The sequence below is a fragment of the Rothia sp. HMSC066H02 genome, assembly GCF_001814995.1.
Lineage (GTDB): Bacteria > Actinomycetota > Actinomycetes > Actinomycetales > Micrococcaceae > Rothia > Rothia mucilaginosa.
The window spans coordinates 72,998-87,329 of record NZ_KV818684.1; the positions used below are offsets into that span (position 1 = coordinate 72,998).

A 14,332-nucleotide genomic window follows, 5' to 3' on the forward strand; every position below is an offset into this window, starting at 1 on the left:
CCCCGGCTGAATATTCAGCCGGGGAATATCGTTTTAACTGGCAGTACCCGTCTAGCCCAGAGTCTGAGAACCCGCCCGCACACTCTACCGCCCACCCGCGGCGCGTATTACGGTAGAGGCATGACTGAAGCACGTAGCATCGACCTCGCCGTCATCCCCGGCGACGGCATCGGCCCCGAAATCATTACCGAAGCCCAGCGCATCCTCACCCGTGCCTGCGAGCTCGAAAACATCACCGTAACCCCCACCCACTACAAGCTCGGCGCTGAGCACTGGCTGGAAACCGGTGAAACCCTGCCCGACTCCACCATGGACGCCCTCAAACAGCACGACGCGATCCTCTTCGGCGCCATCGGTGCAGACCCGCGCAGCGGCAAGATTCCCTCCGGCCTCATCGAACGCGAAATGCTCCTGAAGCTGCGCTTCGCCTTCGACCACTACATCAACCTGCGCCCCTCCCGTCTGTACCCCGGCGCAGTTTCCCCGCTTGCCAACCCCGGCAACATTGACTTCGTCGTTGTGCGTGAAGGTACCGAAGGCCCCTACATCGGCAACGGCGGCGTGATTCGCCAGGGCACCCCCCACGAAATCGCCACCGAAGTCTCCCTCAACACCGCACACGGTGTGGAGCGCCTGGTGCGCTACGCCTTCGAGCTGGCGTCCACCCGCCGCAAGAAGGTCACCCTCGTGCACAAGACCAACGTGCTCACCCACGCAGGTCGCCTCTACAACCGCTACTTCACCGAAATCGCGGCTGAATTCCCCGAGGTTGAGACCGACTACCTGCACATTGACGCGACCACCATCTTCATGGTCACCGACCCCGCACGCTTCGATGTGATCGTCACCGACAACCTCTTCGGCGACATCATCACCGACCTCGCAGGTGCAGTCACCGGCGGTATCGGCTACGCGGCAAGCGGCAACATCAACGCCGTCGGCGAATTCCCCTCCATGTTCGAGCCCGTACACGGCTCCGCACCGGACATCGCCCGCCAGAACAAGGCAAACCCCACCGCCGCAATCCTCGCCGGCGCAATGCTGCTGCGCCACCTCGGCCACGACGCCGCCGCAGCCCGCATTGAGGACGCTGTCGAGGCAGATATGCGCGAGAACGGCGCGAGCGTGCGCGGAACCGACCAGGTCGGCGCGGACGTGCTCGCACGCCTCGGTTAATACTTGCCCGGCTAAAACTGGCTCGGCTAAAACGTGAACTACGCTAGTGAAGCCCGGAAGGAACGCACCTTCCGGGCTTCACCCGTACCTAGCTACAAAAGATGGGGAGGGCATCTCCGATACCTAACTTCCAACAAGCCCGCCGAATCCCACCTGTTCACATCCTGAATGGGAGAAAAGGTGCGCATGCGGCAAACGCATCTTTCCGGTACTCTAAACAGGTCAGGCACACCCGCCCGGCACCTCGGCGGTGGACACCCTCCACCACTCACTGCAATGCATCCGACTAGCACAGACCGCTAGATGCACCATCTGCCCCGCACGACAACGCGCCCGGCGGCACACACCGGCTCTACGCCCCGACGCAAGAACCGCGAATCAAAGAACGCCTGCAAAAGCAACTAGACAAAGAGGAACGCAGAACGATGGCCATCGAATTCAGCCACGAAGCAAACCAGTCACCCGCCACCGCCGAACGCCGCGCCGAAATCCTTGCAAACCCCGGCTTCGGTGACTACTTCACCGACCACATGGTCACCATCGACTGGGAAGGCGACTACAAGACCGGCGGCACCTGGTACGACGCACGAGTTCGCCCCTACGGCCCGCTCGTCCTCGACCCCGCAGCATCCGTGTTCCACTACGGCCAGGAAATCTTCGAGGGCATCAAGGGCTACCGTCACGCTGACGGTTCCGTGTGGACCTTCCGCCCCGAAAAGAACGCGGCACGCTTCGCGAACTCCGCACATCGTCTCTCCCTGCCGCAGCTGCCCGCCGAGACCTTCATTGAGTCCCTGCGCCAGCTGATTAAGGCGGACGAATCGTGGGTTCCCACCGGCGACGGTGAAGCCTTCTACTTCCGCCCCTTCATGATCGCAACCGAGGCGTTCCTCGGTGTTCGCCCCGCACGCCACGTGCAGTACCACGTGATTGGCTCGCCCGCAGGTAACTACTTCGGCACTCCCGAACCCGTGGACATTTGGCTCTCCACCACCTACGCCCGTGCAGGCGAAGGCGGTACCGGTGCGGCAAAGTGCGGCGGTAACTACGCAGCATCCATGATCGCCCAGACCGAAGGTGAAAAGCACGGCTGCAAGCAGGTCATCTTCAAGGACCCGCACCGCGGCGACGCCATCGAAGAGCTCGGCGGCATGAACGTGTTCTTCATCTTCGGCAAGGAAAACAAGATCGTCACCCCCGAACTGACCGGCACCATCCTGGAGGGTGTGACCCGCTCCTCGCTGATTCAGCTCGCTAAGGACCGCGGCATGACCGTGGAGGAGCGCGCTATCACCCTCAACGAGTGGCGTGAAGGCGTGGCAAACGGCGACATCACCGAAATCTTCGCTTGCGGCACCGCAGCAGTGGTCGCGCCCATCGGCAAGCTCAAGGCAGAAGACTTCGAAATCCCGGCACCCACCGAGCACTTCGGCGAAATCTCCAAGAGCCTGCGCGAAGAGCTCGTCGGCATTCAGCTCGGCACCGTTGAGGACCGCCACGGCTGGATGACCCGCCTCATCTAAAACGTGAATCTAACGTAACCAGCGAAATCCCCGCAGGATGCGCCCGCACCCGGAACGCGCACCCGCGGGGATTCGCTGTGCCCGGTCAGTGCTGTGCTCAGCGAATATTGCGCGCGGCGTTGATAGCGCGATGACAGGGGAGGGGAGGCGCACCCCCCCGAACCTAATAGTGTTGAACCCCGCCGGGCTAAAACCTGCCTTGCCAATTCCGCCCGCCGCTCATACCCTCGAAGGCTGGTACCCTAGAAAGTATGCGTATTGCACGATTTACCGTAAATAATGAGCTCCACTTCGGGCTGGTAGAAGGCGACGCAGGCGAAGAAACCCTGCGCGTACTCGCCGGCGACCCCTTCTACTCGGGCATCGAACCGACCGGCACCACCTACCCCATCGACCAGGTGCGCCTGCTCGCCCCGATCATCCCCCGCTCCAAGGTGATTGGAGCGATCGCAAACTGGGCAGGAACCGAGGCGCCCGCCTCCCCGCAGTTCTTCCTCAAGCCCAACACCACCGTGATTGGCCCCGGCGACCCTGTGACCCTGCCCGAGTACTCCGAAGCCGTCAGCGCAGAAGGTGAACTCGCCGTCATTATCGGTCGTATCGCCAAGTCCGTGCCTCTTGAGCGCGTGCACGAAGTCATCTTCGGCTACACCGTAGCCAACGACCTCACCGCCCGCGACCTGCTCGAGGACCGCCAGTGGACCCGCGCCAAGGGCTTCGACGGCGCCACCCCGCTCGGCCCCTGGATTGAAACCGATCTGGACACCGACTCGCTGAACATCACCACCTGGGTTGACGGCGACGTCGTGCAGGAAGGCAACACCTCCGAAATGCACTACTCCGTAGCCGAACAGGTTGCCGCAGCCTCCGAAATCTTCACCCTGCTGCCCGGCGACGTACTGCTCACCGGCACCCCCGCCGGCATCAGCGTACTGCGCGACGGCAACGAAGTAGAGGTCGAAGTCGAAGGCATCGGCTCCCTCGTCACCCGCGTGCGCGACTAAGCCGCCCGCACCCAAAAACGTAACGTACATCCTGAAACACACCGTCAAGGAGACATCATGACCGAATACCACGGTCCCGTACTCAACAGCCCCGCAGACACCCGCGTCCGCTTCTGCCCCTCGCCCACCGGCACCCCGCACGTGGGCATGGTCCGCACCGCCCTCTTCAACTGGGCGTACGCACGCCACACCGGCGGCAAGCTGATCTTCCGCATCGAAGACACCGACGCAGCACGCGACTCCGAAGAGTCGTTCAACCAGGTGCTCGAATCCCTGCACTGGCTCGGCATCAACTGGGACGAAGGCGTGGGCGTCGGCGGCCCGCACGAGCCCTACCGCCAGTCCGAGCGTAAGACCGCAGGCATCTACAACGAGATCTTCGAAAAGCTCGTTGAAGGCGGCTACGTGTACGAAGACTTCTCCACCCCCGACGAGGTGAAGGAACGCCGCAAGGCAGCCGGTCAGGACCCGCAGCTCGGCTACGACAACTACGACCGCAACCTCACCGAAGAGCAGAAGGAAGCCTACCGCGCCGAGGGCCGTAAGCCCGTGTGGCGCCTGCGCATGCCCGACGAAGACATCACCTTCAACGACCTCGTTCGCGGTGAAATCACCTTCAAGGCCGGTACCGTGCCCGACTACGTGGTCGTCCGCTCTAACGGCGACCCGCTGTACCCCTTCGTGAACCCCGTTGACGACGCGCTCATGGGCGTCACCCACGTGCTGCGCGGCGAAGACCTGCTCTCCTCCACCCCGCGCCAGATTGCGCTCTACCGCGCACTCGTCGACACCGGCGTGACCAGCTTCATCCCCGAATTCGGCCACCTGCCCTACGTCATGGGCCAGGGCAACAAGAAGCTCTCCAAGCGCGACCCCGAGTCGAACCTCTTCCTGCTGCGCGACTCCGGCTTCATCAAGGAAGGCCTGCTGAACTACCTGTCCCTGCTGGGCTGGTCCCTCTCCGCAGACCAGGACGTCTTCAGCATCGACGAGCTCGTCGAGCACTTCGACGTACACGACGTTGTCGCCAACCCCGCACGCTTCGACGTGAAGAAGGCAGAGTCCATCAACGGCGACCACATCCGTGCGCTCGACCCCAAGGACTTCCGCGACCGCCTCATCCCGTACCTGCAGGCTGCAGGCGTACTCGGCGAGACCCTCACCGAGCGTGAAGAGCAGGTCCTCACCGAAGCTGCGCCCCTCGTCCAGGAGCGCATGCAGCTGCTCGGCGAAGCACCCGGCCTGCTCGCATTCCTCTTCAAGGCTGACGAAGAAATCAGCACCGCAGACGACGCACGCAAGCAGCTCAAGGAATCCGCACCGCAGGTCCTCGCCGCCGCAATCGAGGCTCTGGAGCCCCTCGAGGACTTCACCGCAGCCAACATTGAGGCAGCCCTGCGCGCCGCAATCGTCGACGGCCTGGAAATCAAGCCGCGCCTCGCATTCGGCCCCGTGCGTATCGCAGTGTCCGGTGAGCGTATCTCCCCGCCGCTGTTCGAATCCATGGAAATCCTGGGTAAGGAATCCTCCCTCGCACGCCTGCGCAAGCTTGCCGCTGAACTGAGCTAACCATGAGCCAGCCGAATAACCAATCCATCATCGGCAAGGCGCTGCTCAAGGGCACCCTCATGGCGCTCACCAACGCCTGCATTATCTGGCTGATTCTGTACATCGCCAACATGGACAAGTCCGTCTTGATGGTGGTCGCTGTTGTCGTTGCGGCAGCCTTCGGATACGTGACTGCCTACTTCGAGGCGCGCGCCGCCCTGAACGCTCAAGAAGCTCAGGCACGGCACGCCCGCGGCGGCGACGTGAGCAGTTCGTCTGACGGCGTAGACACCTCGGACTCTTCGCGTGAAGAGGACGACGAAGACGACTTCGTGGACCCGGGCCCCGACCCGGACGCGGGCGACTTCGACGCCGGAAGCTCCAGCAGCTCCAGCAGTTCGGATTACAGCAGCTACAGCAGCTCCGACTACTCTGGCGGCGGCGATTCCGGTGGAGGCGACTCTGGCGGTAGCAGCGACTAAGCTCTAGAGAATCCCCTTATCCAGCGGGAATCTGACGACCGAAAGGTCTGAAGGAAACCCGGCGGATAAGGGGATTTTTCATAAATTTGAGAATATTTTTTGTGATGGGTATTTCCTGTAAAACTACTAGTCGGTATCTTTTGCGGAGGTGAATCTGGCTCCATTTGAGGGAGTGTAGCAAGAATTTGGTTTGCGCACCCCGGTAAAGGCTCGTATAGTAGTACCTGTTGTTGCGACGAACTGAAAAGTTCAAAGCGAAAACATGCGGTTGTAGCTCAGTTGGTAGAGCACCACCTTGCCAAGGTGGATGTCGCGAGTTCAAGTCTCGTCAACCGCTCCACTCAAGCCCCGAGGTTCGCCTCGGGGCTTTTCGTTGTCTCTGGTTTTTTGTCACCTTCGGGGTTTTATTGTCTCCGGGAGGTTTAGTTTTTGGAGGTGCGGGGCGGGAGTCCTGTGGTCTTTCCCGAGGTGGTTACTTGGGTGGGTTGGCCGCCAGGCTGCGTTGGTTATCTGACGATCTGACTGCCTGGTCATCTGGCTACCGGAAGGCAGTGTAGGAAAAATCTTCAAAAAAATTTGGGATGCAAAGCGTGCGGGGGAGGGGGTAAAACTGCTCTCCGAGCCACCTCGGAGCTGCTGTGAAGGGTGAAAATCGGCCCCAAAACCCTCCTTTTGAAGAAATTTAAAAAACTTTTTAACTCCAAAAACCCCGGAAACACGCGGAAGTAGCGGGCATAAAACCGTGAATGTGAGGCGGCTCTCCAGATTTCGGCTTGCACGCCTCCAGAAAGACCTGTATAGTTATTACTCGTTCCGGTGAAAAGCCGAAAGGTGAAAAACGGAACGGTAACTCAATAGAGTAATGGGATATGGTGTAATTGGCAACACGAAGGTTTCTGGTTCCTTTGTTCTAGGTTCGAGTCCTGGTATCCCAGCTAACCTCCTAACGGAGGTTGCGGCCCCATCGTATAGCGGCCTAGTACTCCGCCCTCTCACGGCGGCAACACCGGTTCAAATCCGGTTGGGGTCACACTAGGAAAAAGCCTGGTTTCTTCGGAAGCCAGGCTTTTTTATTTATATCTGTATCTGTCGGAAGATCTTTTAGATTCTATGGTGCCGCCGCATACTCCTCGAAAAGCCACAAGTGTTTCGAGAAGCCACTATTTTTGTGGCTTTTCGAAACACAAGTGGCTTCTCGGCGGGAAAGAAACGGGAAGAAAAAAGGGGAGCGTAAAATTTGACCTTCACGCCAAGCCTCGGTATAGTCTTATCCGTAAGCGTGATTGGCGCAGTGGTAGCGCGCTTCGTTCACACCGAAGAGGTCACTGGTTCGAACCCAGTATCACGCACCAATAACCCCCGTTTCAAGGAACGGGGGTTTTATTATGCCCACCGGTATTTGTGCCCACAAGCAGTACAAACCCAGCCGCGGACACAACCACCCGAGAATGAGGTACCCCGTGACAACACCCGAACTCGCCGCAGCCACCGACTACGGACGCATGTACGCGCGCGTCCGCGGAGGAGAACCCCTCGTCCCCTCCATCACCACCGTCATCGGGCAGCACGCCAACGACCTCAGCGGCTGGCACGGGTACATGGCCGCCAAAGCCGCCCTCGAAGACCAGCGCGCCTACCGCGCCACCGGATCCCACGGCCTCAAATTCGCCATCATCCGCGACGCAGCCAGCGCCTCCGAACGATACCGCGACGCAGCCGCCGCCCGAGGCGACCGCGTCCACAACTACGCCGAAGCCGTCGCCCTGCGCGCCATGGGCCGCGAACACAACCTCGACGAAAGCCGCGAACAGCTCATCATCAACGGCGAACAAGCCTACGCCGACCGCTTCGACGAATGGTGGGAAGCCTTCAAACCCCGCCCCCTCGCCGCCGAAGTCACCATCTGGAACGACACCGTCGGCTACGCGGGAACCCTCGACCTCGTCGCAGAAATCGCAGGCCGAACCTGCATCATCGACTACAAAACCAAAGGCACCGACAAACGCGGCCGCGTCAAAGCACTCGACGAAAAAGTCGTCATGCAGCTCGTAGCCGGACTCAAAGCCGAAGAATCCCTCGTCGACCCCGACGAAGGCGCCTGGGAACCCTGGAAATACGGCGACGCGCCCGTCCTCATGGGCGTAGCCCTCGGCGAAACGCAGGTGCTGCCGCAGCAGGCAAACCCCGCCGTGCTCGAACGCAACTGGTACAAGTTCTGCGCCCTGCGCCGCGTCTGGGAATTCGACCGCCAGGTCCAAGAATTTGAAGACCCTGCGCTCATGCCCGTAGTACCGCCGCCCGCGGCATAGGCCAGCACCCCCGCCGACTAGAAGACTGGGCGGCATAGGGGAGTAGCGGGTATAGGGGAGAGGCTCAAACCCCCTGAGGAGGTGAGCACGGGGAGATGAGCGCTGGGAGGTGAGGCTCAGCCCTCACCCTGCCGCCTCCACCCCCAGCGCCTCGATTCGTTCTAGATTCGCGCTACTGAATCGGCGACAATAGAACAATAGGCAGAACGGCGCACCTGCTGTGAAGAATGTGCCCGCTGTGAAGAATCCGCTACTGGGCGAACCCTCCTGCCGAGAGAGTCCGCCAGCGAAGTTTCACCCGCGAGGTCCAACCGCGCAGTTCTGCCGCCATATTGAAATCCGTAAGCACATTCCCGGCACCCCGCCGGCAAAGGAGAACCATGACCATCCTGAGCATCCGCACCGTAGGCGACCCGGTGCTGCGCAGCGTCTGCGACCCCATCACCGTCTTCGACGACGACCTGGCACGACTCATCGACGACATGCTAGAAACTATGTACGACGTGGGCGGCGTGGGCCTTGCCGGCCCGCAGGTTGGCATCTCCAAGCAGATCTTCACCTTCGGCGGCATTGACGACCGCGAAGGCTACATCATCAACCCCGTGCTCGAAGTCGGCGAAGAAGACCAGGAAGGCGGCGAAGGCTGCCTGTCCGTGCCCGGTCAGAAGTCCGCGACCCCGCGCAAGAACTGGGCGCGCGTGACCGGCGTGGACCGCCACGGTGAGCCCCTCGTACTGGAGGGTGAGGGCCTGTTTGCGCGCATGCTGCAGCACGAAACCGACCACCTGCACGGCAAGCTGTTCATCGACCGCCTCGTGGGTGAAGACCGCCAGCGCGTGATGCGTGCCCTGCGCGCAGCAGACTACAACAATGTCGCCGCGAAGACCGTGACCGAGCGTGCAACCCGCGTGGGCGGTGCCTTCGGCGGCGGCGGTGCGTTCGGTGCCGGTTCTGCTGGTTCCTCCTTCGGTAGCTTCGGAAAGTAGGCTCACATGCTCAACATTATTTACGCAGGCACCCCCGAGGTTGCCGTGCCCCCGCTCGACTACCTGGCGAACTCCGATAAGGTTCGCGTGGTCGGCGTGCTCACCCGCGAAGACGCCCCCGTGGGCCGCAAGCGCGTGCTCACCCCCTCCCCGGTCGCGCAGCGCGCCGAAGAGCTCGGCCTGCCCATCGTGAAGGCAAACCGCTGGAACGACGAAGCCGCCGCAGCCATCGCTGAGCTGAACGCTGACGCAGCCGCCGTGGTCGCCTACGGTGCCCTGCTGCCGCTGCCCGCGCTCGAATCCCTGCGCTACGGCTGGGTCAACCTGCACTTCTCCAAGCTGCCCGCATGGCGCGGCGCCGCCCCCGTGCAGCGCGCCCTCATCGCCGGTGAGCAAGAAATTTTCTCCACCACCTTCCTGCTCGAAGAAGGCCTGGACACCGGCCCCACCTTCGAACAGGAATCCACCCCCGTAGCCGCCGACGACACCGCAGGCACCGTGCTGATGCGCCTCGCAACCAGCGGCGGCGCACTGCTTGAACGCACCTTCGAACGCCTCGAAGCGGGCGAGAACGGCACCGTGCAGGTCGAGGACGACTCTGTTAGCTACGCCTCCAAGATGAGCATTGCCGACGGCCGCCTCACCTGGACCGAACCCGCCGAGCAGATCCTGGCACGTTTCCGCGGCGTGACCCCCGAACCCGGCGCATGGTGCGAACTGGGCGAAAACCGCTTCAAGATTGGTGGTCTGGCGGTTGCCGATGAGCGCCTGGTGCAGTCCCTGACCGAGGCGAACGGCGGCCCCCTCGCACCCGGTGCGGTGCGTCTGCACGCGAAGAAGGTACTGGTCGGCACCGGTACCAAACCCCTGATGCTGCTGCAGGTTCAGCCTGCCGGTAAGAAAATGATGGATGCGCCCGCGTGGGCTCGCGGCGCTGGCAAGGACATGGCGGAAGGCCTGGTGGTACTCGCATGAGCAACGAAAAGCGCCCTTACAAGGGAGGACACGGCAAGCCCGGTCACTCCGGTAACGCTGGCAACGGCAAGTTCGGCCAGGGTAGCGGTCAGGGTAAGTTCAATCAGGGCGGCGGTCAGGGTGAGGGCGGTGCGAAGCGTAAGCGTCGCCGCCGCTCCGGCGCTGGCAGCGGCTCTGGTGTGAGCGAGCAGAACCGCCAGCAGTCCCAGAGCTCCCAGCGTACTCAGAACCAGCGCTCCCAGAATCAAAGCTCGCAGGGCCGCCCGCAGAAGTGGGACAACAACTCCCGCAGCGGATCCCGCACCGGCCGCCGCTTTGACGGCCTGACCAGCGTCGAACGCGCCGCACGCCGCGCCAAGACCGAGCACGACGACACCAAACGCGGTGGCGGCGGCACCTCCCAGCGCAATAAGAGCGGCCACGAACGCAACCGCCGCTCCATGTCCGCCCGCGAATTCTCCGCGGCGGCACCCTCCGCACGCTCGCGTACCGCAGACACCGCACGCGCAACCGTCTTCGACGTATTGCGCTCCGTTGCCGAATCTGACGCCTACGCGAACCTCGTGCTGCCCAAGGCGATTCGTAGCCACCGCCTTGACCACCGCGACGCAGGCTTCGCAACCGAGCTGACCTACGGCACGCTACGCCACCAGGGCACCTACGACGCAATCCTCAGCCGCTGCGTAGACCGCCCCATCGAGAAGGTTGGCACCACCACCCTCATCGTGCTGCGCATGGGTGTGCACCAGCTGCTGAATATGCGCGTTCCCGCCCACGCGGCACTGAACCAGAGCGTGTCCCTGGCACGCGAAAAGATCGGTGCGGGCCCGGCAAGCTTCATCAACGCGGTGCTACGCCGAGTCTCCGAGCGCACCCCCGAAGAATGGTACGAACTCATCATCGAGGACGCCAAGGACGACACCGAGCGCATGGCGCTGCTCGCCTCGCACCCCGGCTGGATTGTGCGTTCCATGCGCCAGGCACTCGTCGCGCACGGCCGCCCCGCCTCCGAAATTGAGCAGCTGCTCGAAGCGGACAACCTCGCCCCCGTGGTGAACCTGGTTGCGCTGCCTGGCCTGGGTAGCCTCGACGAGGCACGCGAACAGGGCGCCGTGGATGGCGAGCTGGTTGAAAGTTCGGCGCTGTACGCCTCCGGCGACTTGGCACGCCTGGAATCCGTACGTGAAGGCACCGTCCGCGCGCAGGATGCCGGCTCCCAGCTGGTGGCACGCGCGCTCGCCGCAGCACCCCTGGACGGCACCGACACCGCATGGCTCGACCTGTGCGCAGGCCCCGGCGGTAAGGCGGCGCTGCTCGGCGCGCTCGGTATTCAGCGCGGCGCATCCCTGGTCGCCAACGAGGCGGCACCGCACCGCGCGCAGCTCGTGGAATCCTCCATGCGCCCCCTGCCCGAGGACAGCTACACGGTGCTCACCGGCGACGGCCGCCAGATCCGCGAGACGCTGCGCAAGAACGCCTCCGACCTGCCCGGTTCCATTGAGCCCGGTCAGCTTTTCGACCGCGTGATGGTGGATGTGCCCTGCTCCGGTCTGGGTGCCCTGCGCCGCCGCCCCGAGGCACGCTGGCGCAAGTCCCCGCGCGACATCGCGGAGCTACTGCCCCTGCAGCGTCAGCTCCTGGACGCAGCCATTGAGGCGACCCGCCCCGGCGGCGTCATCGCCTACGTGACCTGCTCCCCGCACGCGGCAGAAACCCAGAACATTGTTGCCGAGGTGCTCGAAAGCGGCGCGGTCAGCCTGCTCGACTCCGCCGCCGCACTGCGCGAAGTCGCCCTGCACACCGAAGGCGCGAACGGCGAACCCGTGAGCGTGCTGGCGGGGAAGAAGGACCCCGGCCACACCCCCGAGATCAAGGTCAAGAAGGGTGCGCCGGTCGTGAAGGCTTCGGAGAACCCGACCACCGCACAGCTGTGGCCGCACGTGCACGGAACCGACGCCATGTTCCTCGCCCTGCTGCGTAAGAACTAGCCGCTTCACCGCCTAGCATCATCCGCCATACGGCACGGATTTGAAAGGAACCCCATGGGTATTGCCATTAACCCGTCGATTCTTTCGGCGGATTTCGCGAACCTGCAGCGCGAGCTGGAGCGCATTTCCACCGCAGACGCCGCGCATATTGACGTGATGGACAACCACTTCGTCCCCAACCTCACCTGGGGCCCGCCGGTGGTCAAGCGTCTGCGTGAAATCTCCCCGGTGCCGTTCGACGTGCACCTGATGATTGAGGACGCCGACCGTTGGGCACCCGAATACGCCAGCATGGGCTGCGAATCGGTGACCTTCCACGCGGAGGCGGCTATCGCCCCCATCAAGCTGGCGCGCACCCTGCGTGCTGAGGGTGCGAAGGCGGGTATGGCGCTGCGCCCGGCAACCGCCGTGGAACCCTACCTGGACATGCTCAGCGAACTGGACATGCTGCTGATCATGACCGTGGAACCCGGCTTCGGCGGCCAGGCGTTCCTGGACGTGACCCTGCCGAAGATCGCCCGCGCCGCCAAGGCGATTGAGGGCGCGAACCTGCCGGTGACCGTGCAGGTGGACGGCGGCATCACCGAAGAGACCATCCTGCGTGCCGCGGAGGCGGGCGCAACCTGCTTCGTCGCCGGTAGCTCGGTCTACGGTGTGGACGAGGCGCTCGGCGGTCCGGAGGCGGCAATCGCCTCCCTGCGTGCGGCGGCCGCATCGGTCAAGCGTTCCGGCGCCGGTTGCGGCTGCTAGCGGTGCTCGCCGGTAACAGTGCTCGCTTGTAGCGGCGCTTGCCAGTAATGGTGCCCACATTGATGACACCCCGCGTCTATAAAACCTCAATGCCCCGTTGTGAAGTCTGCGCCCCGTCGCGGCTCTTCGCGGCGGGGCGTTTTGTATGCGCTTGGGTGCGTAGGCGAAGTTACCGTCAAGCGGGTGTAGGGTGGGGAGGACCACCCTTTTAAATGACATAGTGTCAGCAAGACTATGACAAAACGTGAAATATGTTAACCCGCGCAATTCCGCGGTAAAACCGGGCATCCTGACGGTCAGAGAAGCCAAGCTGAACCCGCCTTGATGTAACACTCAGATATCTGTAAGGTTAGGTATAGTTTAGTCATTTATAGGGGGAATTATGTCTTTCAACCGAACCGAGCTGACCGACGCCGAAAACCACGGCGCATCGGGCGTTAACCGCCGCGCCTTCTTCGGCCTGGCGCTCGCCTCCTCGGCTGCTCTCGCCCTCGCAGCATGCAGCAGCGAGACCACCACGACCACCACTTCCGGCGGTTCCACCTCCGGCGGCAACAGCGGCACCCGCACCATCAAGGACATTGACGACGAGAACGTAGAAGTTCCCGCCAACCCGCAGAAGGTTATCGTCCTCTCCGAACCCACCCTCGACGGCCTGCTCGCCCTCGGCGTGACCCCCGTCGGTTCCGTCTCCGGTCGCGGCCAGTCCGGCGTACCCAACTACCTTGCTGACCGCGCCAAGGGCGTGCAGATTATCGGCACCGTCGCCCAGGTCAACTACGAGCAGATCGGCAACCTTGATCCCGACCTGATTCTGGTCGACTCCACCGGCGTGGACAAGCGCTCCGAAACCTACGAAACCCTCAAGAAGATCGCCCCCGTGGTCTACTGCGGCTACGCGGGCGGCGACTGGCGCATCAACTTCCGTAACGTCGCCAACGCCATGAACATGGTCGACAAGGGCGAAGAAGTCATCAAGGCATACGAGGCAAGCGCCGCAACGTTGAAGGATCAGCTCGCCCCCAAGTACGGCGACAAGACCTTCTCCATCGTCCGCTGGGCAGGCAACGGCCCCGCCCTGATCCTCAAGGAACTGCCCGCCGGCCAGGTGCTCACCGACCTGGGCCTCAAGCGCCCCGAGGCGCAGGACCGCAACGGCCAGGGCCACTCCGAGCCGGTCTCCCTGGAGAACCTGGCAACCATCGACGCGGACTACATGTTCCTGGGCACCCTCGGCGGCGCAAGCCAGCAGAACCCGAACGCGCAGGGCTCCGCAGGTCTGCAGGGCGCCGAAGAAGCACTGAACAAGGCGAAGGAAACCTCCGGCTTCACCAACCTGAAGGCAGTCAAGGACGACCACGTGATTCTCGTGGACGGCTCCAAGTGGACCTCCACCGGCGGCCCGCTGCTGCTCGAGGGCATTATTGAAGACGTCAAGAAGGCACTTCCGCTCTAAACGCCCTGTTCTGAACACCTCGTTCTAAATACCCTGTGAAGCAATCACCCGCTGAAGCTTCCGCCACCCTTCTCGCCGCGACCTAAAAACCGCGGCGGGAAGGGGATGCACGACCCACCACACCATCCTCAAGGA

11 protein-coding genes and 4 tRNA genes are annotated in these 14,332 nt (G+C 62.9%); all 15 read left to right on the forward strand.

Annotated elements, in window-relative coordinates; genetic code table 11:
• Positions 1-120: 120 nt before the first annotated feature.
• The 15 genes from HMPREF2999_RS05740 to HMPREF2999_RS05810 all read left to right on the forward strand — a co-directional run bounded on the left by HMPREF2999_RS05740 (position 121) and on the right by HMPREF2999_RS05810 (position 14,197).
• Entirely contained in the window at positions 121-1,176 is a 1,056-nt protein-coding gene (locus HMPREF2999_RS05740) for a 3-isopropylmalate dehydrogenase (RefSeq protein WP_070599768.1), read from the forward strand.
• 425 nt (positions 1,177-1,601) lie between these two features.
• Entirely contained in the window at positions 1,602-2,699 is a 1,098-nt protein-coding gene (locus HMPREF2999_RS05745) for a branched-chain amino acid aminotransferase (protein WP_049354591.1), read from the forward strand.
• 251 nt (positions 2,700-2,950) lie between these two features.
• Positions 2,951-3,703 (forward strand): fumarylacetoacetate hydrolase family protein, encoded by a 753-nt coding sequence (locus HMPREF2999_RS05750; RefSeq protein WP_070614933.1) that lies wholly within the window; start codon positions 2,951-2,953, stop codon positions 3,701-3,703.
• Between the two features lie 57 nt (positions 3,704-3,760).
• Positions 3,761-5,272, forward strand: a complete 1,512-nt coding sequence (gene gltX, locus HMPREF2999_RS05755; RefSeq protein WP_070676748.1) for a glutamate--tRNA ligase — start codon at positions 3,761-3,763, stop codon at positions 5,270-5,272.
• Positions 5,273-5,274: 2 nt separating this feature from the next.
• Complete coding sequence (locus tag HMPREF2999_RS05760; protein WP_070676746.1) at positions 5,275-5,733, forward strand: hypothetical protein; 459 nt, start codon at positions 5,275-5,277, stop codon at positions 5,731-5,733.
• A 264-nt stretch (positions 5,734-5,997) separates the two neighbouring features.
• A tRNA-Gly gene (locus HMPREF2999_RS05765) sits at positions 5,998-6,073 on the forward strand.
• A gap of 523 nt (positions 6,074-6,596) precedes the next feature.
• Positions 6,597-6,668: transfer RNA gene (locus tag HMPREF2999_RS05770), tRNA-Gln, on the forward strand.
• A 22-nt stretch (positions 6,669-6,690) separates the two neighbouring features.
• Positions 6,691-6,763, forward strand: a tRNA-Glu gene (locus HMPREF2999_RS05775).
• A gap of 247 nt (positions 6,764-7,010) precedes the next feature.
• Positions 7,011-7,085: transfer RNA gene (locus tag HMPREF2999_RS05780), tRNA-Val, on the forward strand.
• 108 nt (positions 7,086-7,193) lie between these two features.
• Positions 7,194-8,042: a PD-(D/E)XK nuclease family protein gene (locus HMPREF2999_RS05785; protein ID WP_070676876.1), complete on the forward strand. Its 849-nt coding sequence runs from the start codon at positions 7,194-7,196 to the stop codon at positions 8,040-8,042.
• Positions 8,043-8,422: 380 nt separating this feature from the next.
• Entirely contained in the window at positions 8,423-9,028 is a 606-nt protein-coding gene (def, locus tag HMPREF2999_RS05790) for a peptide deformylase (protein ID WP_049337906.1), read from the forward strand.
• 6 nt (positions 9,029-9,034) lie between these two features.
• Entirely contained in the window at positions 9,035-10,003 is a 969-nt protein-coding gene (gene fmt, locus HMPREF2999_RS05795; protein WP_070676744.1) for a methionyl-tRNA formyltransferase, read from the forward strand.
• Positions 10,000-11,991, forward strand: a complete 1,992-nt coding sequence (locus HMPREF2999_RS05800; RefSeq protein ID WP_070676742.1) for an RsmB/NOP family class I SAM-dependent RNA methyltransferase — start codon at positions 10,000-10,002, stop codon at positions 11,989-11,991. Before fmt ends, HMPREF2999_RS05800 begins: the two co-directional genes overlap by 4 nt.
• Before the next feature lie 54 nt (positions 11,992-12,045).
• Positions 12,046-12,741, forward strand: a complete 696-nt coding sequence (rpe, locus tag HMPREF2999_RS05805) for a ribulose-phosphate 3-epimerase (RefSeq protein ID WP_070676740.1) — start codon at positions 12,046-12,048, stop codon at positions 12,739-12,741.
• 382 nt (positions 12,742-13,123) lie between these two features.
• Positions 13,124-14,197, forward strand: a complete 1,074-nt coding sequence (locus HMPREF2999_RS05810; RefSeq protein ID WP_070676737.1) for an ABC transporter substrate-binding protein — start codon at positions 13,124-13,126, stop codon at positions 14,195-14,197.
• Positions 14,198-14,332: the final 135 nt, after the last annotated feature.